We start from the raw sequence: 21095 nt of genomic DNA on the forward strand, positions 1-21095 counted from the left end.
TTCCTTTCCGGAAATTTAGTATATTTGTTTTCATATTATGACTTCTGAAAAGGCACAACGATTTTTTGAAAACTATATTGGTAAAAAATCTTCTGAGTTCGTCACATTAGCTCAAAGCGGATCTGCGAGGGTGAATTTCTGGGCGAAAGTTGACAATACAAAATACATTATCACCTATAATGCGAACATTCAGGAAAATGAAAGTTTTTTCTACTATTCAAAACTTTTCTCTCAGCTCAAGCTCAATACTCCTGAAATATTTATTATTTCAGATGACCGTAAAATATACGTTCAGGAGTTCTTAGGTGAAAATACTCTCTCTGAAATTATCTCCCAGGAGGGCCTATCCACCAAAGTAAAATCTCTGGTAAAACAAACATTAGAAAAACTTTTTCACCTACAAATTCAGACCCAAGGTAAAATAGATTTTACAAAAACATTCGAATACGAAAGTTATGATGAACTTCCGGTAATTCATGATTTATATTATTTCAAAAACTTTATCGTGGATGTTCTTGAATTGGAATATCATAAATCTACTTTATTAAAGGAGTTCAAAAAAATAGCCCAAGTTATAGAGCATTTAACTCCTCAAGGATTAATGATCCGTGATTTTCAGGCAAGAAATATTATGGTGGATGGGGAAAATAATGTTTCTTTTATAGACTATCAATCTGCAATGAAAGGGCCTTTTATCTACGATGTTATTTCATTTCTCTTTCAAGCAAAAGCCAACTTCCCTGAAGATTTCAAAAATGAGATGTTAGATTTTTACATCAGTCAATTTGAAAATGAAGAAACTCAACATCAACTAAAAGAATCGGTAAAACCAATCCAGATGATGAGATTCCTGCAGGTTTTAGGCGCCTATGGATTTAGGGGACTTATTCAGAGAAAACAGCACTTTATAACCAGTATTGAACAAGGAATCAAAAATATCGTACACTTTGCTGAAACATGGGAAAATATGAATGATTATCCCGAACTTAAAAGTGTGGTACAGCAATTATCTTTACCTGAAACGAAATTTAAAATTAATCAGCTAGTAAATCATTAATAGAAATAGTTTCTAAATAACCTTGATTTTATTCTTAACAACTTAATAAAACCTTAATGGTTTAAAAATAAAAAAACATGCTACACATAGACATCCACAGTTTTTCATACAAGAAAGGAGGAATTCCTAAAGATGAAACCGGTAATGGAGGTGGTTTTACATTCGATTGCAGAGGAATTCTTAATCCTGGCAGAATTGAAGAATATAAAAGCCAAACCGGAAATGATATAGGAGTTCAGGAGTTTCTCGAAAATGAAACTGAAATGCCTAAATTTTTAGAATTGGTAAAAGGTATCATATCGATCAACATTGATAATTACCTTTCCAGAGGATTTGAAAACCTTCAGATCAATTTCGGTTGTACCGGTGGGCAGCACAGATCTGTATATTCTGCCATAAAAATAGCAGAATTTATCCATGAGAAATATCCTCAGGGAACAGAAGTGAGTCTACATCACGATGAACAACATCACCTGAATTCATAATTGCTGGATTAATTACACAATGTATATTCTCTCAATCCTTATTCAATATTAATTGTAACAAATGAAAGCTTTAATCTTTGCAGCTGGTAAGGGAACCCGCCTTAAACCTTTTACAGATCATCATCCAAAAGCGTTGGCAAAAGTAAATGGAGTCCCATTACTGGAAAGAAATATTCAATACCTTAAAAGTTTTGGAATTAATGATTTTGTGATCAATGTTCATCATTTCGGAAATCAGATTGTTGATTTTTTAAAAGAAAACAACAATTTCAATAGCCATATTGAAATTTCTGATGAAAGCCAGGAATTGCTTGAAACCGGAGGTGGTTTAATTTTTGCTAGAAGATTCCTTGATCATGGAGAAGATTTTTTAATCATGAATGCTGATATTCTAACCACTATAAATATCAATGACCTGGTTAGTTATCACAAAAAGATAAAAGATTTTGCTACTTTAGCTGTTTCGGATAGAGAAAGTTCAAGAAAACTACTTTTCAATGATGATTTGGTACTAAGGGGTTGGCTCAATGTACAAACCGGAGAACAAAGACTTGCTGAATTCAACAAAGGATTTAAGGCATTAGCTTTTAGCGGAGTACACTGTATTAATCCTAGTATCTTTAAAAAAATAAAAAGAACGGGTAAATTTTCTGTTATGGAAGAATATCTGGATCTGATGCAAACCGAGCATATACACGGTTTTGTGCACAACAGTCTTTTGGTAGACGTTGGAAGACCAGAATCTGTAATAGAGGCCGAAAAACATTTTAAATAATTTTTACAATGGAAATGGAGGGAACAAAGGATGAAAGTTTAATAAATCCAGAATTTGATATCAACGAAACAAAACTACAAAACAGCTTAAGACAAAAAACCTGGGACGAGATCATCACAAAAGACAGTTGGATGGTTTTCAAGGTAATGGCTGAGTTTGTAGACGGATATGAAAAATTAGCTAAGATAGGACCTTGTGTTTCTATTTTCGGTTCAGCAAGATTAAAGCCTGAGAGTAAATACTACGAAATGGCTGTAGAAATTGCAGAAAAAATAACGAAAATAGGCTTTGGTATTATTACCGGTGGTGGTCCTGGAATTATGGAGGCTGGAAATAAAGGAGCTTTTAATGCAAAAGGAAAATCCATTGGGTTAAATATTGACCTTCCATTTGAACAACACTTTAATCCTTACATCAATAAATCCTATTCAATGAATTTTGATTACTTCTTCGTAAGAAAAGTAATGTTTGTAAAATATTCTCAGGGATTTGTCGTAATGCCGGGAGGATTTGGTACCCTTGATGAACTAACTGAAGCGATCACATTAATTCAAACCAACAAAATAGGAAGGTTCCCGATTGTATTGGTAGGGTCTGAATTTTGGGGTGGATTACTGGATTGGTTCAAAGCAACTTTACTAAAAGAAGGAATGATTGCCGAGGATGATTTGGATCTTTACAGAGTGGTAGATACTGCTGATGAGGCTGTAGCACACATTAAAGCATTTTATGACAAGTATGCAGTGAATGTAAACTTTTAATTGGCATATTATTTGTGACCTATAACTAACAATTATGATTGTAAATCTATTAATTAAGATGAAAAAACTTTTATATATATCAGGAATTTTAACATTTTTTGTGTTAATGAGTTTTATGTATGTAGACTTTTTCTCTTCAATGACAAAAGTTGATTATATTGATGGAAGCAAAACATTGAAGTTCACCACGAAAATGAATACGAATCATATTTCCGATGCTATTAAAATCAATCCAAATACAGCCGGATTTGAAGCAGAAGTAAAAAAATATGTAAATAATAATTTTGATGTGTACGTCAACGGCTCTCCTAAAACAATAACATTTACAGGAAGTCAGGTAAGCGGAGAAACTGTATGGGTATATTTTGAAACCGGAGGTGTTTCAGATATCAATACCTTAAAAATAAAAAATACGATCCTTCTGAGCGCTTTTCCGAAACAGAGTAATATCGTTACGATCTCTTATAAAGGAAGTCAGAAAGCAATGAATTTCCAACGTGGAAAAGAAGTAAATGAAGTATCTTTTTAAAAATTTAATTTAAATTATTAAGCCACTACTTAGGTAGTGGCTTTTTTAATTTTGATTATTTATTGATCAATCCCCTACTATTCTTATATTATCCAATTGCCATGTGGCAGCAGCGGATGGAAGAGAAGTGTATTTAAATCCGATAGAAACATCTTTATTCAGATAAGCATTAAGATTTATATCTCCGGAATATGTCCATGTATTAAATAAAGAAGCATTTGGATCTAATACAGCTGATAATGGGATCCATGTCGTAGTCGTAGGATCTCCGGTATAATTTTCAGTAATAAATACTTCCAGTGGATTTCCATTATACCTCACATCGGTATCGAAGGATAAAGTTGCTGCAGTAAACCCTTGTAAAGAAATAGGTTTAGAAATCAGCCAATCTTCATTAGCATTATTGAGCCCATTCATTACAACACAAGGTCTTGGATTTCCAAATTGCTGTATATTCCAAACCTGAGATCCTGTTACACTTACATTGAACCAGTTATCCAAGTTCCCACCATCAAAGCCTTCAAAGAAAAATCTTTTACCAGTAAATTGAACATCATTCAAATTCCTGATCATCATTTGCCACGAAGTATTGTAACGGTTGACTACAAACGTCAGGTCCCCTTTTCCTTCAGGAAGTAAAGTTGCTCCAAATGTAGAAAATCCAGAATTTCTCAGTACAGTAGCATTTCCCTTGACATCAACAACACTTCTACCCGTATCGACTCCAGATCCGGCAACATAATTAATATAGCTCTTTCCCAATTCAGAAGGAGCAAACTGGACATTGGATACCCTAACCAGCATATTCAAATAATTAACATCCTGGGTAAGCTTTAAGTTATCTAATTTCAGAGGCACCATATTGGCAATATCCAATCCTGATCCCTTACAAACACCAGAAATATACCTACTGAATAAGGCCCCCGGTATTCTACCTATTGGGTAAGTTGGATCTACTGAACCTATTTTCACTACTCCTCTATCAAGTCCCAATCTCAGTCCTCTAGCATTAATTCTTATATGAGCTCCTACTGGAAGATCAGCATAGTTACCTGGTTTATCAACTTCAATTTGCAACCCGACTGTTGGATTTTCCGGTTTGTCCTGAAAAGAAATGGTTTTGTAAAAATTCCCATTTTCATCAGATGAAATTACATATCCATCAAAAATCTGATCTTCTTCAATCAAAATAAAACCAGTTTTAGGAGTCTGAGCTTTGAAATCAGCCATTGTCATTGTGGCTTCAGGAAATCTATTTGTACATCTAATAGGAGGCGTTTCCCAATCATCTTTTTGCACACACGAGATAAGAGAAATTGCTGCAAAAGCAACTCCTACCAATAAAATAAAGTATTTTTCTATATTCATTTTGTTTTTTTTAAATAGTTTGCATTATAAATTAAAACCTAAACTGCAGATTAGCGAAATAAGACCTGCCTTGGGTATACCAATATCTTGGACCAAACAAAGTAAACTCCCGATCATTATCCTGGGCAAAATTTGGAAATTTGGCATTCCTGGTTTGTTCAAAACCTCCTGTAATGTATCTTTTGTTATTCAGTATGTTATTCATTGTTGCTGAAAATAAAATGTAATACTTCCCAATAACCCATGATTTACCGACATTCGCATTGATAAACAAGGAAGAAGGCAACTTATTGGGTTCAAGTACTCTTCTTAACTCAGGTTCGGTAAGATTATGATAAGGCGTTGAAGTATTACTGTTCTGAACAAATGATTCTGTTCTGATTAATGCCGAAGGATCCAGATAATTATCATCAAAATAGTTCCAATTGCCACCAAACCACCAATATTTAGGAGAGTTATACCTAAATCCTAATGAGTAAGCTTGCTGTGGAGTTCCTCCTTGTCGATAGTTTTTAATATAGGCTTTCCCCAAATTCATATAAGAGAGACCATTAGAGAAAACACCTGCAGCATCTGAAGCAAAATAAGTAACAGGATCATTCTGATAGGTAAACTGTCCATAGCTTATTAAGCCTTGTAAAGAAAGTGTGGGTATGACTTTGATATCAATTCCTAGTTCAGCTCCTAAATTTCTTCTTTTAACATCAGTCATTACCTGAGTTACAAAAGCGCTTTGTACCAAAGTTTCATTTCCTTGATCATCTGCATTATTGAGTTGAATTCCATCTGCAAAGAATCTTTGCACCATAGTTTCATTACTTGTATCCACTAAATATCCGGTTAATCTGAGCCTTAAAAACGGAGAGGAGATGACATAGCTTACATCATTTGCATTAATGACCATATTCCTGATATTAGGAGCTACAGAATTATTAACTCTGGGATTAATGAACAAATCCTCCAGATAAGGAGATTGAGAATAGTAAGCTCCGTTGTATACAAAGAAATTCCGCCCGTTCAGTTTATAAATGATTTGTCCTTTTAATCCGTAATTCCAGAAGTTGTAATCTGTACTCTTCCCTTTAGAGTCTTTATATAAATAATGATTGAATAATCCCTCTCTGCTTGAAGTCGAATATCCCGCAAGAGCGGAAACAAATACATCAAAATTTCCAGTTGCAAATTTTAATCCGGGATTAATTTTTATTTCTTGTCTCCTAAAGATATAGTCATAAGTCAATCGGTCACCAACCTTTTTAGTCACATTCTCTTCTCCTTCATTGAACAGCCCTGATCTTCCAGGCTGGTTTGTTGCCGCAAATGGATCCCTGTTTAAAACAAAATCTGCTCCTAAAAGGTCTTTTACTTCCCTATAAAGCTGAGAACGGTAATTTTGATAAGACGCATTAAGTAAAAACTTAGTGGTATCATTAAAGTTGTGGATAAAGTGAGTAGATACATTAAAAATTTTATCATCACTTACATCATCAACAAGATAATATAATGCTCTTTTTCCTGTCTGCCCATAATATGTTCCTTTAGGCTGTTGGGTATTTCTTCTATAAAGATTATCCCAATTCAATTGAGTCACATTTGGATCTCCTGAAGTCCACGCAGACAGAGAAGTCTGATAAGCCTGTTGCATACCAGTCACTACTCCATCCGGACCAGCAGGCTCTGATGCATTAGGATCTAAAGAATCATAATAACTGGGTAAATTTCTATAATAGGTCGGAGAAGGATTCTGTACATTCTGCCAGTCTAAACGAGAACCTCTATCTTTTCCAAACTGATAAGAAACAGAAGTCCAAAGACTTGATTTTTTATCGATTTTCCAAAAGTCCTGGATCTGAAAAATTGGCTGAAAGCCTTGCCTTACTCTTTCACTTCTTTGTTTTCCTTCCTGATATCCCCAATAAGAATTATAGTGTACTCCCCTGTAATTATACACTTCCTGTGTACTCGGGCTGGCAGTAGATCTTCTATAAGGAGCAGCAATAATATTGAATGTTAAATTATGCTTATCACTAAGTTTTTTCTCAATCCCTAAATAGGCACTATAAGCATCATAAAAAGTTCCTTCCTGTATTCCTTCTTCTGCCCATCTTCTTGCACCCATTACCGTAAATGCCCAACCTTTTTTATTCATTCCTGAGCTGTAGCGTAAAGACGTCCGGTTCCTGTAATTTCTGTTGGTGAGAGACTGAGTGAATTGAAAGCCTCTCCTGTATTCACTGGCTTTAGTATTTTTATAAACAACAGAGCTATTACCTCCAAATGCATATTCCGAAGGAGCATGGTTAACTGAGATTTCAGGATACCTTGTAATCTCATTGAGTCCACCCCAGTTTCCAAAATCTACATTTCCATTATCAAGCTTGATCATAGAAATACCATTGAGCATTATTTCTCCAGATCTGCCATCGATCCCACGGGGACGAAACCAATAAAATCCTAAATCAAATGCTGCAATCCGATTAAATACATCCTGAGAAGATTGAAGTAAGCCTACTGTCGACGTTTGGCTATTACCATCATCGTCGTCACTATCAATGATAGCTAACCCCTGATCCACACTGGATAACAAATTAGAATACAAGGTTATAGTCCCCAGATCCTTTCTCTTTTCCTTATCGGAAACATCGAACTCCATTACTTTAGTTTCGTAATTGGATTTCGTAATTACAATTTGATAATGCCCCGGCTGTACATCGACAAATTGGAAATATCCAATATTATCGGCCATGACATCATTTCCATTCCCTTTTAAATCTACTCCTGCCCTTTCAATAGGCTTTCCATTGACATCTTTTAAGTAAGCAAACACTGTGGTTTGTGAAAAATAGCAAGATGCTGGAAATAAAGTAAACAAAGAGACTAATGATAGTTTCTTCATCATAAGCTTGTGTTTTTTTAGTTCCCCATTAATTTTCAACTCTTTAAAAATATGGAGTATCATAAATTTAACAAATTTTTATAATTCAAAACCGTTTAAAATTATTTTTAAATTAAAAACTCATTCTGTAAAAGCTAGCCAAAGGATTACTTTTAATTTACTTATATTTAAAAGTGAAAGGACTTAAAAAGTAATAACAACCCATTAATTTAACACAAGATGAAAAAAATTATTATCCTTTTTATTATTCTTTTTTCAGTAATAACTCATGCACAGCAAGGGAAACTGAGAAAGGTTGTTACAATAGGTTTTTTAAATGTTGAAAACTTATATGATACTATTCCATCTGCAGACTATATTGATGGAACCAAAGCGATTGGTAACCCTGCATTTCACAGAAGTATTCCTATAGATTCCATTCAATTTTTAGAACATGAAAAATATGGTGGCCAGTGGAGCGATGTTTTGCTTAAAGGAAAAAAAGTTGTAAGATATCAAGGAGCATCTGATGAATTCACTCCCAAAAGTCCAAAGAATTACAACACTAAAATCTACAAAACCAAACTGGCTAATGAAGCAAAAGTAATCTCTGAGCTAGGTGCACAATATACCAAAACAGCACCTGCTATTGTTGGTCTGATAGAAATTGAAAATAGACAAGTAATTGAGGATCTCATTAAGGAGCCAGCTTTGTTAAAATACGATTACGGGATTATCCATTACAACTCATATGATTACAGAGGAATCGATGTTGCTTTGATCTATCAAAAAAGAAGATTTACGGTAACCCACTCATTAAAAAAGGAACTGAAAATTTTTAATGAAAATGGAAAAAGAGAATACACAAGGGATATTCTTGTAGTTACAGGCTTTTTAGATAATGAAAAAGTGGCTTTCTTTATGAACCATTGGCCCTCAAGAAGAGGAGGTGAAGCAATTTCACTTCCTAAAAGAAATGCTGCTGCTACCCTTTTAAAACAACAGATGGATAGTGTACGAACAGCTGACCCTTCGACGAAACTTTTTGCAATGGGAGATTTTAATGATGATCCTGTGAGTTCAAGTTTAAAAAATCATTTAAAGGCTGTAGGAAACCCGAAGGATTTAAGTGAAAACACCCCTTATTTAAATCTGATGTATCCTTTGTATAAAAAAGGAATTGCCTCTTTAGCTTACAAAGATACTCCGAACCTATTTGATCAAATTATAGTCTCTCAAAATCTAATTTCCGATAAGGTTACCAAAGAATATTCTATTTATAAGACGGAAATTTATGCTCCTCCTTATTTAATCAATAAGGAAGGAAATTATAAAGGTTATCCTTTCAGGTCATGGAATGGAGATCAATTCACGGGTGGATACAGTGACCATTTCCCCGCATTTGTAATTGTTCAAAAAGAACCTTAGTATAAAGTACTTTTGCGTAACTTTATAAGTATGAAAACCCTGATCTTAATACTATGCATATTTTGTCTCCCTCTTAGCTGTTCATCACAAAACAAGACTAAAACCGACAAAGAGAAATCTGAAATCAAACCATCGAAGAATGACGATGGAGAATGGGATATTAATGTTTTGGATACTCAATACGATTATTTCCTTAGCGCTATTGCTAAACCAATGAATCAATATTCAGAATCTTATCTAAAATCAAAAAATACATTATTGGTGAGTGAGTGGAATTCTTATTTCAGTTCCGGAAAATACAGAAATGTAATCGAATCATCTATAAGTTATGATCCAAAAGAAAATTATGGATTGAAGTTTGAGTACAAGCTTTATCAGGTCTTTGCTTATGTAAACTGGAAATATGGACTGCGGATGAATGGATTAAGTGGGAGTGATGTTACAAGATATTAAAAAAAGGTTCAGAAATTCTGAACCTTTTTGCTTTATAAATAGTTAAAATTATTTATTGAATAATTCTTCTACTTTATCCCAGTTTACTACGCTAAAGAAAGCTGCAACATAGTCAGGTCTTCTGTTTTGGTAGTTTAAATAATAAGCATGTTCCCAAACATCTAATCCTAAAACCGGAGTTCCTTTAACATCTGCAACAGGCATTAGAGGATTATCTTGATTTGGAGTAGAAGATACAGAAACAGAACCGTCTGCATTTTTCACTAACCAAGCCCATCCAGAACCGAATCTTGTTTTAGCAGCTTCTGAAAAGTCAGTTTTGAATTTCTCAAGACCTCCATAATTTTCGATAGCAGCTTTTACATTTCCAACTGGTTCTTTGCTTCCTCCAGGAGTTAAAATTTCCCAGAATAAAGAGTGGTTAAAATGTCCACCTCCATTATTTCTTACTGCAGGCTTATCAGTTCCGATTTTGCAGATTTCTTCAATAGTTTTTCCAGCTAGGTCAGTCCCTTCAATTGCTTTATTTAAATTATCTATATAAGCCTGATGGTGCTTTGTATAGTGAATTTCCATAGTTTTTGCATCAATTGTTGGCTCTAATGCATCATACGCATATCCTAGTTTTGGTAATTCAAATGACATAATTTTTATTTTTAATGTTATATTCCAAAGTTAGCCATTAATTGACCGATTATCAAAAATAGCGGATTATTTTAATAAATCTTTAACATTGATGGATTAGATTCAAAATATCTTATTTAAAGTAAAAAGCACAGATTTTATAACCTGTGCTTTTTATGTAACAATATTAAATTAATCTATCTATTCATAGACATCAGGAATTCTTCATTATTAAGAGTTCCTTTGATGTTTTTATTTACAAATTCCATAGCTTCTACAGGATTCATTTCAGAAAGGTATTTTCTAAAGATCCACATTCTTTGAGAAGTAACTTCATCAAGAAGTAAATCATCTCTCCTTGTACTGGAAGATACCAGATCAATAGCTGGATAGATTCTTCTGTTAGCTATTTTTCTATCTAATTGAAGTTCCATATTACCAGTACCTTTAAATTCTTCAAAGATTACCTCGTCCATTTTAGAACCTGTATCAATAAGTGCAGTAGCAATAATCGTTAAAGATCCTCCTCCTTCAATTTTTCTTGCAGCTCCAAAGAATCTTTTCGGCTTATGTAAAGCATTAGCATCTACCCCTCCGGAAAGAACCTTTCCTGAAGCAGGTGTCACTGTATTGTATGCTCTTGCCAATCTTGTGATTGAGTCTAGTAAAATAACCACATCATGTCCGCATTCAACCATTCTCTGGGCTTTTGCTAAAACAAGGTTGGCAACTTTTACATGTTTCTCTGCTGCTTCATCAAATGTAGAAGCGATTACTTCTGCATTTACGCTTCTCTCCATATCAGTAACCTCCTCAGGACGTTCGTCGATAAGAAGAACCATCATATAAACTTCAGGGTGATTCGCTGCAATAGAGTTGGCAATATCTTTAAGCAACATTGTTTTACCCGTTTTAGGTTGCGCAACAATCATTGCTCTTTGTCCTTTTCCAATAGGAGCAAAAAGATCTACGATTCTCGTAGAAATAGTTGAATTGCTTCCTGCCAGATTAAATTTCTCTTCAGGGAAAAGTGGTGTTAAATATTCGAAAGCTACACGATCCTTGATAAATGCTAAATCACGACCGTTGACCTCAGTAGGTTTTAATAATGAGAAATATTTTTCCCCTTCTTTTGGAAGTCTTACAATACCTTTAACGGTATCTCCAGTCTTTAATCCAAAATTTCTGATCTGTGCAGTAGACACATACACATCATCTGGAGAGGAGATATAACTAAAATCAGAAGAACGTAAGAAACCATAATTATCCGGAAGAATCTCAAGAACACCTTCTATACTCACCATCCCATCAAAATGGAATTCTTTTTTAGATTCGTGGTGCTCTTCCTGCTTATCAGAATGCCTGTTTTGGTTCTGATTGTGGCTTTGATTTTGATTCTGGTTTTGATTTTTATGAGAGTTTCCACTGTTCTGTGGATGATTGTGACTTTTTTGAGGTCTAGCCTGCTGAGGGTTATTCGGCTTTTCTTCTGCTGGAGCAGATTCTTGAGTCTCTGTGTTTTTTGGGGCTTCGGTTCTTTCTTGAACTGGTGCTTCTGCATTACCAGTATTGGGAAGAACTCTCTTTCTTTTTTTCTTTGCCTGAGATGAAGCAGGTGCTTCTTGTGGTACTGAAGCTGTAGTTTCTTCCTGCTTTGGTATTTCAGCAACAATTTCTTTTTCTTCTACCTTTTCTTCAGCGCTCGTTACTGTTTCTGTTGGAACTTTATTTTCCGTTTTAGGTTTTGCCGTTCTCTTCGGAGCGGCTTTTTTAGCAGGGGTTTTAATTTCTTTCTCCACCGCTTTTTCCTCAGTGGTTACACTGTTTTCTGTGGTGTTGAAATAATCTTTGGTGACTTTAGGGTTTGAAGCTTGAAAATCAAGAACAGCAAAAATTTTATCATTTTCAGTGCTGTTTCTTGCAACTTTAACGCCTAAATCTTTTAAGATTTTAGTCAATTCCGTTACGGATTTTGACCTTAACGTTTCAATGTTAAACATATGTATGTAAAAATGTAATTAATTGTGAGTAAGAAAAGTAAGTCCGGTGACTTTTGTTTTCAAGTACATTGTATAATGCAAATCTACACTTATTTTTGAATTGTGCAAAATTTATGCTACTTTTGCCCAGAATTTAATATTCCATGTTACAAAGAATACAAACTATATGGACTTTTCTGGCAGTTTTAGCTGCGGTTTTTCTTTTCATCACCGGACAAGATGTTGCTGTTTTTGGTAATATTCCTGTTGTAGATGGTGCAAGTATTGCACTGGTTTTGATTGGATTGCTTAGTGTATTTAGTTTTAAAAACAGAAAAAGACAAATCTTGCTGAACACAATCAGCATTATTATAAACGCTTTGTTGATTGGTGTATTGGCTTATTGGCTACTCAACTTACCCGGAGGAATTCAATTTCCTGAGAAGGGTATTGAGCCTACTTTCCCTTTGATTGCGATTATTTGTTTGTTTATTTCAAACATTTATATCCGTAAAGATGAGAGGCTCGTAAAATCTGTAGACAGACTTCGATAACCTTACAACGATTTTTTGAGTAAGAACAGCTTCTTTTGGAGCTGTTTTTTATTTTTAATCTCTATTTAAATGGTTACCTTTAGGTTCTCATGAAAAGGCTTTTTAATATTTTTTTTAAAAGCCTGCAACATTTTCTATAATTCAACGACATATAAACTTATAATAAGGATTCCAATGAAAAAAATAGCTTACCTTACTTTCTCGCTTTTCTCTGTAATTACATTTGCTCAGGAAGTACAAACCAGTACAGTTACTACTGTTCTTTCAACCTTAGCATCTGATGAAATGAAAGGCCGTGAAATAGGAACACCGGAAAATGATAATGCAGCCAACTATATTGCCAAGCTTTTTAAAGAAAACAATTTAGAGTACTGTACAGGAAATTCTTATCTCGTTCCTTTCCAGTATAAGGGAAAAACAGTGTATAATGTCTGCGGAATCAAAAAAGGGAAAACAGATAAATACCTAGGTTTTTCCGGACATTTTGATCACATCGGGACAAGTAAAAAAAGTGGTGATAACATTTACAACGGAGCTGATGATGATGCCAGCGGAATTACTACCCTAGTAGGAATTGCTGATTATTTCAAAAACAAGACTCCTGAATTTTCAATGGCATTTATTGCATTTAATGGAGAAGAAAAAGGAATGTTGGGTTCCAGAGCTATTTCAAAGGATACCAACTTAGACCCTATCTACAATAATTTATCTGCTCTCTTCAATTTTGAGATGGTTGCTACAGAATCTCAGTTTGGGAAAAATGCTTTATTTATGACAGGTGATGAATTTTCTGACCTGGATGAATTATTTAATCAAAATGCAGCAGGTGGTTTAAAAATATATCCTGACCCCTATGCTTCACAACAATTATTCTACAGATCAGACAATGTAAGTTTTGTAAAAAAGAAAATAATTGCGCATTCATTTTCCACAGTTGATATGACCAAAGCTACTCATTATCACAACGAAAGCGATGATGTATCCATCGTAGATTTTAATAATCTTACTCAAATCATCAATAATCTAGGGAAGACTTTAGAAAAATTAAGTCCAAAGAATTTTACTCCAAAATATAACGATAAGGTAAAATTCAATTAAAAACGTCTACTCTTTTAAAATTACGTAATTTTGCGTTTCCAATTTTTTCATTAATGAACGAATATAAAAAAATACTAAAATTCGCAAAACCACACCAGAAATACATTTATGGAAGTTTATTCTTCAACCTTATGTATTCTGTGTTTCAGATAGCTTCTTTAGGAACTATTTTACCGGTTTTGGGAATGCTTTTTGGTACTATAAAACCCGAGAAATATGAATCAGCACCTGTTTATTCAGGAGATATTCTTGATTTCTTTTCTTACATAAAAGACTATTCTAATTACTTTGTACAAAGTATGGTTACAGAGTATGGTTCACTGAAAGTACTTGCATGGCTGTGTATAATCACTGCTTTCATGTTTCTTTTGAGAAATGCCTTCCGTTATTTCGGATCTTTTCTCTTGATTAATTACCGGGTAGGTGTTACCAAGGATCTGCGAGGAGCCATGTACCGTAAAATACTTTCCTTACCTGTTTCATTTTTTACTGAAAGCAGAAAAGGGGATCTGATGTCCCGTATGTCAAATGACGTTGGCGAAGTGGAAGGGAATATTTTAGGCAGTTTGATAGATTTGATCAACGCACCATTTATGTTGATCAGTACATTAATAACATTATTCTTTTTAAGCCCTGAAATGACTCTTTTTTCATTACTGGTTCTGCCTGTAATGGGAACGATGATCGCTTTGGTTGGAAAAAGCCTTAAAAAAGATTCTCATGAGGCTCAGCACGAGATGGGAAATATATTTTCTATAGTAGATGAAACCTTAAAATCCTCAAAGGTTATCAAGATCTTTAATGCTGAGAAAATAATGGACACCAGATTCATGAAATCTATGAATAAATGGATTTCCAGCTCCATAAGTTTGGGCAGAAAAAAAGAACTTGCTTCGCCAATGAGCGAATTTTTGGGATCTATCACATTTTTGATCATTGCATGGTATGGAGGAAAGCAAATTATTGTGGAGCAAAGCATTTCACCGGCAGACTTTCTGGTTTTCTTAGGAATGTTCTTCCAGATATTACCTCCCGCAAAAAGTTTATCAACCTCTATTTCTAATGTTCAGAAAGGAGAAGCTTCTTTAAAAAGAGTATTGGAAATTTTAGATGCAGATGTAAAAATTGAAGAAGTAGCTGCTCCGGTTTCAATATCTACCCTTCAGAATAATATCCATTTCAAAGATATTGGATTCTATTATGATAAAGATAATCTAATTCTTAAAAATTTCAATTTAACAATTCCTAAAGGAAAGACAGTTGCTTTGGTTGGACAAAGTGGAAGTGGAAAAACAACAATTGCTAACCTTTTAGCAAGATTTTATGATGTTTCAGAAGGTGAAATTCTCATTGACAACACTGATATTAAACACCTAAAATTGCAAGAATATAGAAAGCTTTTAGGAATGGTAACTCAGGAGTCTGTATTATTTAATGATTCTGTTTACAATAATATTCTGATGGGTAAACCTGAAGCGACCAAAGAAGAGGTGATTGCAGCAGCTAAAGTTGCCAATGCAGATAATTTCATCACACAACTTCCAAATGGTTATGATACCAATATCGGAGATGACGGTGGTAAATTATCAGGAGGTCAGAAACAAAGGGTTTCCATCGCAAGAGCAGTCCTTAAAAACCCACCAATTATGATCTTGGATGAAGCAACTTCAGCTTTGGATACGGAGTCTGAAAAATTTGTACAGGATGCTTTGGAAAAAATGATGGAAAACAGAACATCATTAGTTATTGCCCACAGGCTTTCAACAATACAAAAGGCTGACTGGATTGTGGTAATGGAAAAAGGAGACATTGTAGAGCAAGGTAGTCACCATGATCTTATTGCGAAGAGAGGTGTTTACCACAAATTAGTTGAGCTTCAAAATTTTGATTAAATCTTTTTAAATTTCAATTTAAAATGAATCCTATACAAGAGTATTTCTACAGAATCGAAGAACCTGCCAGAAGTACTCTTTTGTTTTTAAGAAAAAAGATCCTGGAATCTGATCAGGAGAACATTACTGAAACTCTCAGCTTTGGTCTCCCATTTTTTAAATACAAAAAGAAAATGCTATGCTACCTGTATTATAGCAAAAAGCATAAAAAACATTACATTAGTTTTTATCACGGCGACCGACTGGATGCTCCTGAATTAATGCAGGAAGGCAGAAAGAAGTTTAAAATCCTTTTAATTGATATGGAGGAGGATTTACCTGTCCCATTTATTTTAGAGCTTATAAATGAGGTGAAAAAGCTTATTAGGGCTTAGGAATTAGGATATAGGGAAAAGGGCCAAACCTTTAAGCTCGAATTTCCGTGCTCGTCTTTATTAACAGAAATAGGATTGGTTGTTTTTGTACTATTCGTGAGAAAATATTCGTGTCATTTGTGTTTAAATAAAAAAGACTGCTTCCTTTGAAACAGTCCTTAATATATTTTTGAATTAATTTATTCTTTCATTTTTGCTATAACATCCAATCCTCCTTTTGTTATATCTCCAATTTTACAGATAATCTCAGTATCTAAAGGTAGGAATACATCCATTCTTGAACCGAATTTTATGAAACCAAATTCATGACCTGCTTTTGCCTGATCTCCTTCATTACAATAGAAAACAATTCTTCTGGCAACATAACCCGCAATCTGTCTGAAAACAACTTTATGGTTTGTTAAACTTTCAATGGCTACTGTTGTTCTTTCATTCTCGGTAGAAGATTTTTCGTGCCATGCAACTAGATATTTCCCCGGGTGGTATTTTTTATAGATCACTTCTCCTGAAACAGGGTATCTACAAATATGCACATTCAAAGGAGACATGAAAATAGAAACCTGAATTGCTTTTCCTTTTATGAATTCTGTTTCCTCAACTTCTTTTATCATTACTACCTTTCCATCTACAGGTGCAATGACATTCTCTTTATGATCAAGAATATCCCGGTTAGGAACTCTGAAAAACCAAAATACCAAACTGTAAACAACCAATAAAGGTAAAATGATCAACAGCGACCACATTTTAAGAAAATAAATTGCTAAGGCTCCAATTATAATGAAAAGTATTGTGGCTACAGTAATCGTTCCTTTTGATTCTTTATGTAATTTCATGAGTTAAATAAATTTTTCTAAAATAAAGTACAAATATACGACAGGAACGCAGATTAAAAAACTATCCAGTCTATCTAATACACCACCATGCCCTGGAATGATGTTTCCACTATCCTTAACTCCAAAGTTTCTTTTGAGCTGGCTTTCTACCAAATCCCCTAAAGGAGCGAAAGAAGCAACTAAGAAACCTACAACCATCCAGTTTCCACGAAGGTCATGTTGATATTTTTCTATAAAATAAGATAAGACCAAAGTTAAAATAACACCTCCAGCATATCCTTCCCATGTTTTCTTTGGAGATATTTTGGGTGCCATTTTATGTTTTCCAAAAAACTTTCCTGTTAGGTAAGCAAAGGTATCACTGCTCCAGATCAGAATAAACAAAAACAATACTTCTAAAGAAAATGAACTATCATAACTGGAATACTTTGGAAGTCCCAATGCAAAACTAAACGGTAGAGCAACGTATATGACCGTAAAAATCAGTTTTCCGCTGTCGTAGTACAATTCGGTGGGATATTTAAATAAAGTAACTACAGCAATCGCTATTAAAGACAATGCAAGTATTTCACTTAATCGAAAATCAAAAAAGAAATCGTGATAAAAAAATCTTTTCGAGAACATGTAAAAGATAATGGCAACTACAGGAAGAACAATCCACTTTTCATAGCCCTTTCCAAACTTCATGATTTTTACACATTCCCATGCGCCTACTATCATTAAAAATGTGATCAATCCGTAATACAAATATTCCTGTTTAACTAGTCCAGGAGATATACCATTGATAAGCTGAGCGCCTAATGGGGTTACACAAAGAATAATAATTGCAATGTAAACAATCCCTGAGATGGTTCTTTGAATGAGATTTTTGTCCAAAATGTATAATTTAGAAATTGATGCTTAATCTTCAAGCAACAATAAAAACAGTTTTGTATTAGAATTAGAAGATGTATCTAATTTAGATTGACTTCCACTAATTGATGTGAGATTTTTAATATTCCCATTCCGCTTTATTTTTCCCATTGCATCATTAAGATTATTTACAATCTGAGAAACATTAGCCATGATAACAATTTTATTCGGTAATCTTGATGAGTGGTAATGAAGAATATTATTATGTGACAACATAATTCTTCCATCATAAGCAATAAGATACTCACAGGTAATGAATGCGGCATCATTAGAATGCTCTAGCTCTGAGGTACAGGGAGTCTTTACAACATTCAAAAAATTCTGAAGTTCTTTGTCCCAACAGAACATATTGTGAATACCTTCTATTTTAATAATTTGATTTAAAGTTTGTAGAGCTTCCGCTTCATCTGCACAATAATTAAAAAATCCCCCCGAATGCGTAAATAATTGCGCAAACTTATAGTCGAGATCCGCATTTTTCAACGAATCTCCCAGCTTTTCCAAACTTTGGCTATCATCCTCCTCAGGTTGGTTGGTTAGTTTGCTTACAATTTTTTTAAATAAACTCAACTTATGTTTTTTTAGTCAACTTTATACAAAAATAGAAAATAAATTATAATAGATTCTAAAAATGTAGCTTTAAATATGAAAAAACCTGGCAATTTTGAAATTACCAGGTTTCATTTCTTTTATTTTTTAAGAATTTTAAAGTTGAGTCGGGCTTTCTGGAGCCTGAATTTCACTTTCTTCTTCTTTATCCTTTATCAAAGGAATCGTATTCGTTACAGGTCTCTCTGTTAATTCAGGATCCCATGCTCTTTTACCGAATATTTCCTCTAAATCCTCGCGGAAGATCACTTCTTTTTCCAGAAGTTTACCTGCCAGAGCATCCAGCTTATCTTTATTTCCTGTAAGGATCTGTACTGCTCTTACATACTGATTTTCAATAATCGATTTTATTTCAACATCAATCTTATTAGCAGTCTCTTCAGAATACGGTTTTCCAAAGTTATATTCAGATTGCCCTGAACTGTCATAGTAAGAAATGTTACCAATATTCGGACTCAATCCGTAAATCGTTACCATCGCCTGAGCTCTCTTGGTTACTGTTTCAAGATCAGATAATGCACCAGTAGAAATATTATTAAATATCACCTCCTCTGCTGCTCTACCTCCCAGTGTAGCACACATTTCGTCTAACATCTGCTCAGTAGTTGTAAGCTGTCTTTCTTCGGGAAGATACCAAGCTGCTCCTAAAGAACGTCCTCTTGGAACAATCGTTACTTTCAATAGTGGAGACGCGTGCTCTACCAACCATGAAATTGTTGCGTGACCAGCTTCATGATAAGCTACTCTTTTCTTTTCAGAAGGCTTGATCGCCATATTTTTCTTTTCAAGACCACCGATGATTCTGTCTACAGCATCTAGGAAATCTTGTTTCGTAACTGATGTATGACTATTTCTCGCTGCAATAAGTGCCGCTTCGTTACAAACATTCGCAATATCAGCTCCACTGAATCCTGGTGTTTGTTTCGCTAAGAAATCTCTATCTACATTTTCATCTAATTTGATCTTCTTCAAGTGAACATCAAAAATATCTCTTCTTTCATGTAATTCCGGAAGGTCTACATAGATTGAACGGTCAAAACGTCCTGCTCTCATCAATGCTTTATCCAAAATATCAGCTCTGTTCGTTGCAGCCATTACAATTACGTTAACGTCAGTTCCAAAACCATCCATTTCAGTAAGAAGCTGATTCAGGGTATTTTCTCTTTCGTCATTCCCTCCTGAGAAGTTATTCTTTCCTCTGGCGCGTCCAATCGCATCAATCTCATCTATGAAGATAATTGCCGGTGATTTAGCTTTTGCCTGAGCAAAAAGATCTCTCACTCTTGAAGCTCCAACTCCAACAAACATTTCAACAAAGTCTGATCCTGAAAGAGAAAAGAAAGGAACTTTTGCTTCTCCCGCTACAGCTTTAGCCAATAAAGTTTTACCTGTTCCCGGAGGCCCTACTAATAAAACCCCTTTAGGGATCTTACCACCTAATCTCGTATATTTTTCAGAGTTCTTTAAGAAATCTACAACTTCCTGTACTTCTTCTTTTGCTCCTTCTAATCCAGCAACATCTTTAAATGTCACCTGAATTCTTTCTTTTTCGTCAAAAAGTTTCGCTTTAGATTTACCAATAGAGAAGATTTGTCCTCCAGGGCCTCCACCTCCACCCATCTTTCTGAAAAGAAGGAAATAGAATAATCCTAAAATAGCAATCCAGATCAATGCTGAGAATAAAATATCCATAAAAGGATTTTTACCCGCACCATAATCTTTGGTTGTCTTAATAGCTGCATTATCAGCTTTTATCTGATCAAATTTTTGAAGGAAAAGCTGAAGATCTCCATATTTCACAGTGTAATCTGCTTTAGGAGCCATTTCGAATGCTGACAAAGGATTATTTTCTTTGGTGGTTTTACTCACCATTGCTGTTTTAGCAGCCTGTGTCAAAAATACATCAGCCTTTTCAGTGTCTTTATATATAATAATATTCTGAACTTTTCCTGTTTGCATTTCTCTGAAGAAACCATCTTCATCGATAGCTTTTGCACTGTTGTCTCCTAAAAAATTGGATCCAAAAAATAACAAAAGAGCTATGATTGCAATTGGAAAAAACCAGTTAAATCCTTTATTGTTCATTTATACTTTTTAAAATTAAATTTCATTTTCAATTTTGGTGATTTTGGCATCACCCCACAATTCCTCAATATCATAGTACTCACGTACCTGCTTTTGGAATATGTGAACGACTACTGTAACATAATCTACCAAAACCCACATTGCGTTGTCTGTACCCTCAACATGCCAAGGTCTATCCTGAAGTTCGTTTCTTACTTTCTTCTCTACACTTCCTGCTAATGCAGAAACTTGTGTGTTTGAGTTTCCACTACATATTACAAACGTTTCTGCCACTGAATTCTCAATGTTGGAAAGATCAAAGATCATAATGTCTTCTCCTTTTACATCCTGGATAGCTTCAACGATTTTATCTATTAATTCTTGCTTTTCTACTGTCTTATTCATTAAAAAAATACTATAATCTG

Annotated in this window: 20 protein-coding genes; 11 read left to right on the forward strand and 9 right to left on the reverse strand. The window is 34.3% G+C overall.

Annotation, left to right across the window (positions count from 1 at the left end; genetic code table 11):
• The first annotated feature begins 37 nt into the window (after positions 1–37).
• The 5 genes from JHL15_RS01765 (at position 38) to JHL15_RS01785 (ending at position 3607) form a co-directional block, all read left to right on the forward strand.
• Positions 38–1057: an aminoglycoside phosphotransferase family protein gene (locus tag JHL15_RS01765; protein WP_200242062.1), complete on the forward strand. Its 1020-nt coding sequence runs from the start codon at positions 38–40 to the stop codon at positions 1055–1057.
• Positions 1058–1134: 77 nt separating this feature from the next.
• Complete coding sequence (locus tag JHL15_RS01770) at positions 1135–1542, forward strand: RapZ C-terminal domain-containing protein (protein ID WP_200242065.1); 408 nt, start codon at positions 1135–1137, stop codon at positions 1540–1542.
• 61 nt (positions 1543–1603) lie between these two features.
• Positions 1604–2317, forward strand: a complete 714-nt coding sequence (locus tag JHL15_RS01775; protein ID WP_200242068.1) for a nucleotidyltransferase family protein — start codon at positions 1604–1606, stop codon at positions 2315–2317.
• An 8-nt stretch (positions 2318–2325) separates the two neighbouring features.
• The gene (locus tag JHL15_RS01780; RefSeq protein WP_394369163.1) at positions 2326–3078 is read left to right on the forward strand and encodes an LOG family protein; all 753 of its coding nucleotides are present in this window, start codon (positions 2326–2328) and stop codon (positions 3076–3078) included.
• A gap of 58 nt (positions 3079–3136) precedes the next feature.
• On the forward strand, positions 3137–3607 hold the full coding sequence (locus tag JHL15_RS01785) for a DUF6702 family protein (RefSeq protein ID WP_234047662.1): 471 nt from the start codon (positions 3137–3139) through the stop codon (positions 3605–3607).
• A gap of 66 nt (positions 3608–3673) precedes the next feature.
• Here JHL15_RS01785 and JHL15_RS01790 read toward each other — a convergent pair whose 3' ends face one another.
• Positions 3674–4975 carry a DUF5689 domain-containing protein gene (locus tag JHL15_RS01790; protein WP_200242074.1) on the reverse strand — a complete coding sequence of 434 codons (1302 nt, stop codon included), beginning with the start codon at positions 4973–4975 and terminating at the stop codon, positions 3674–3676.
• 31 nt (positions 4976–5006) lie between these two features.
• On the reverse strand, positions 5007–7874 hold the full coding sequence (locus tag JHL15_RS01795; RefSeq protein ID WP_200242077.1) for a carboxypeptidase-like regulatory domain-containing protein: 2868 nt from the start codon (positions 7872–7874) through the stop codon (positions 5007–5009).
• 216 nt (positions 7875–8090) lie between these two features.
• Here JHL15_RS01795 and JHL15_RS01800 point away from each other — a divergent pair, with 216 nt between their 5' ends.
• Together JHL15_RS01800 and JHL15_RS01805 are read left to right on the forward strand one after the other, a co-directional pair.
• Positions 8091–9278, forward strand: a complete 1188-nt coding sequence (locus tag JHL15_RS01800) for an endonuclease/exonuclease/phosphatase family protein (protein WP_200242081.1) — start codon at positions 8091–8093, stop codon at positions 9276–9278.
• Positions 9279–9308: 30 nt separating this feature from the next.
• Positions 9309–9731, forward strand: coding sequence for a DUF6146 family protein (locus JHL15_RS01805; RefSeq protein ID WP_200242084.1), 423 nt, complete (start codon positions 9309–9311; stop codon positions 9729–9731).
• A gap of 48 nt (positions 9732–9779) precedes the next feature.
• Here JHL15_RS01805 and JHL15_RS01810 read toward each other — a convergent pair whose 3' ends face one another.
• Together JHL15_RS01810 and rho are read right to left on the reverse strand one after the other, a co-directional pair.
• Positions 9780–10376 carry a superoxide dismutase gene (locus JHL15_RS01810; protein WP_234047663.1) on the reverse strand — a complete coding sequence of 199 codons (597 nt, stop codon included), beginning with the start codon at positions 10374–10376 and terminating at the stop codon, positions 9780–9782.
• A 176-nt stretch (positions 10377–10552) separates the two neighbouring features.
• On the reverse strand, positions 10553–12355 hold the full coding sequence (rho, locus tag JHL15_RS01815; protein ID WP_200242087.1) for a transcription termination factor Rho: 1803 nt from the start codon (positions 12353–12355) through the stop codon (positions 10553–10555).
• Positions 12356–12498: 143 nt separating this feature from the next.
• On the opposite strand from rho, the gene JHL15_RS01820 reads away from it, so the two are divergent.
• The 4 genes from JHL15_RS01820 (at position 12499) to JHL15_RS01835 (ending at position 16252) form a co-directional block, all read left to right on the forward strand.
• Positions 12499–12888, forward strand: coding sequence for a DUF4293 family protein (locus JHL15_RS01820; RefSeq protein ID WP_200242092.1), 390 nt, complete (start codon positions 12499–12501; stop codon positions 12886–12888).
• Between the two features lie 174 nt (positions 12889–13062).
• On the forward strand, positions 13063–13986 hold the full coding sequence (locus JHL15_RS01825) for a M28 family peptidase (RefSeq protein ID WP_200242095.1): 924 nt from the start codon (positions 13063–13065) through the stop codon (positions 13984–13986).
• A gap of 53 nt (positions 13987–14039) precedes the next feature.
• Positions 14040–15878 carry an ABC transporter ATP-binding protein gene (locus JHL15_RS01830; protein ID WP_200242098.1) on the forward strand — a complete coding sequence of 613 codons (1839 nt, stop codon included), beginning with the start codon at positions 14040–14042 and terminating at the stop codon, positions 15876–15878.
• Positions 15879–15901: 23 nt separating this feature from the next.
• Positions 15902–16252: a DUF1801 domain-containing protein gene (locus tag JHL15_RS01835; protein ID WP_200242101.1), complete on the forward strand. Its 351-nt coding sequence runs from the start codon at positions 15902–15904 to the stop codon at positions 16250–16252.
• 179 nt (positions 16253–16431) lie between these two features.
• Here JHL15_RS01835 and JHL15_RS01840 read toward each other — a convergent pair whose 3' ends face one another.
• The 5 genes from JHL15_RS01840 to rsfS form a co-directional block, all read right to left on the reverse strand.
• Positions 16432–17085: a phosphatidylserine decarboxylase family protein gene (locus JHL15_RS01840; RefSeq protein ID WP_200242104.1), complete on the reverse strand. Its 654-nt coding sequence runs from the start codon at positions 17083–17085 to the stop codon at positions 16432–16434.
• A 3-nt stretch (positions 17086–17088) separates the two neighbouring features.
• A complete protein-coding gene (locus JHL15_RS01845) occupies positions 17089–17961 on the reverse strand; it encodes a phosphatidate cytidylyltransferase (protein WP_200242106.1) in 873 nt (290 codons plus the stop codon).
• Between the two features lie 24 nt (positions 17962–17985).
• A complete protein-coding gene (locus tag JHL15_RS01850) occupies positions 17986–18567 on the reverse strand; it encodes an LUD domain-containing protein (RefSeq protein ID WP_200242107.1) in 582 nt (193 codons plus the stop codon).
• Between the two features lie 135 nt (positions 18568–18702).
• Entirely contained in the window at positions 18703–20691 is a 1989-nt protein-coding gene (gene ftsH, locus JHL15_RS01855; RefSeq protein ID WP_200242108.1) for an ATP-dependent zinc metalloprotease FtsH, read from the reverse strand.
• 15 nt (positions 20692–20706) lie between these two features.
• Entirely contained in the window at positions 20707–21075 is a 369-nt protein-coding gene (gene rsfS / locus JHL15_RS01860; protein ID WP_200242114.1) for a ribosome silencing factor, read from the reverse strand.
• Between the last annotated feature and the right edge of the window lie 20 nt (positions 21076–21095).

Source organism: Chryseobacterium paridis, from assembly GCF_016595215.1.
Lineage (GTDB): Bacteria > Bacteroidota > Bacteroidia > Flavobacteriales > Weeksellaceae > Chryseobacterium > Chryseobacterium paridis.

Excerpts from the sequence above, each read along its gene's own strand:
- JHL15_RS01765 (WP_200242062.1), top strand. The coding sequence starts at position 38 with ATGACTTCTGAAAAGGCACAACGATTTTTTGAAAACTATATTGGTAAA.
- JHL15_RS01770 (WP_200242065.1), top strand. The coding sequence starts at position 1,135 with ATGCTACACATAGACATCCACAGTTTTTCATACAAGAAAGGAGGAATT.
- JHL15_RS01775 (WP_200242068.1), top strand. The coding sequence starts at position 1,604 with ATGAAAGCTTTAATCTTTGCAGCTGGTAAGGGAACCCGCCTTAAACCT.
- JHL15_RS01780 (WP_394369163.1), top strand. The coding sequence starts at position 2,326 with ATGGAAATGGAGGGAACAAAGGATGAAAGTTTAATAAATCCAGAATTT.
- JHL15_RS01785 (WP_234047662.1), top strand. The coding sequence starts at position 3,137 with ATGAAAAAACTTTTATATATATCAGGAATTTTAACATTTTTTGTGTTA.
- JHL15_RS01790 (WP_200242074.1), bottom strand. The coding sequence starts at position 4,975 with ATGAATATAGAAAAATACTTTATTTTATTGGTAGGAGTTGCTTTTGCA.
- JHL15_RS01795 (WP_200242077.1), bottom strand. The coding sequence starts at position 7,874 with ATGATGAAGAAACTATCATTAGTCTCTTTGTTTACTTTATTTCCAGCA.
- JHL15_RS01800 (WP_200242081.1), top strand. The coding sequence starts at position 8,091 with ATGAAAAAAATTATTATCCTTTTTATTATTCTTTTTTCAGTAATAACT.
- JHL15_RS01805 (WP_200242084.1), top strand. The coding sequence starts at position 9,309 with ATGAAAACCCTGATCTTAATACTATGCATATTTTGTCTCCCTCTTAGC.
- JHL15_RS01810 (WP_234047663.1), bottom strand. The coding sequence starts at position 10,376 with ATGTCATTTGAATTACCAAAACTAGGATATGCGTATGATGCATTAGAG.
- rho (WP_200242087.1), bottom strand. The coding sequence starts at position 12,355 with ATGTTTAACATTGAAACGTTAAGGTCAAAATCCGTAACGGAATTGACT.
- JHL15_RS01820 (WP_200242092.1), top strand. The coding sequence starts at position 12,499 with ATGTTACAAAGAATACAAACTATATGGACTTTTCTGGCAGTTTTAGCT.
- JHL15_RS01825 (WP_200242095.1), top strand. The coding sequence starts at position 13,063 with ATGAAAAAAATAGCTTACCTTACTTTCTCGCTTTTCTCTGTAATTACA.
- JHL15_RS01830 (WP_200242098.1), top strand. The coding sequence starts at position 14,040 with ATGAACGAATATAAAAAAATACTAAAATTCGCAAAACCACACCAGAAA.
- JHL15_RS01835 (WP_200242101.1), top strand. The coding sequence starts at position 15,902 with ATGAATCCTATACAAGAGTATTTCTACAGAATCGAAGAACCTGCCAGA.
- JHL15_RS01840 (WP_200242104.1), bottom strand. The coding sequence starts at position 17,085 with ATGAAATTACATAAAGAATCAAAAGGAACGATTACTGTAGCCACAATA.
- ftsH (WP_200242108.1), bottom strand. The coding sequence starts at position 20,691 with ATGAACAATAAAGGATTTAACTGGTTTTTTCCAATTGCAATCATAGCT.
- rsfS (WP_200242114.1), bottom strand. The coding sequence starts at position 21,075 with ATGAATAAGACAGTAGAAAAGCAAGAATTAATAGATAAAATCGTTGAA.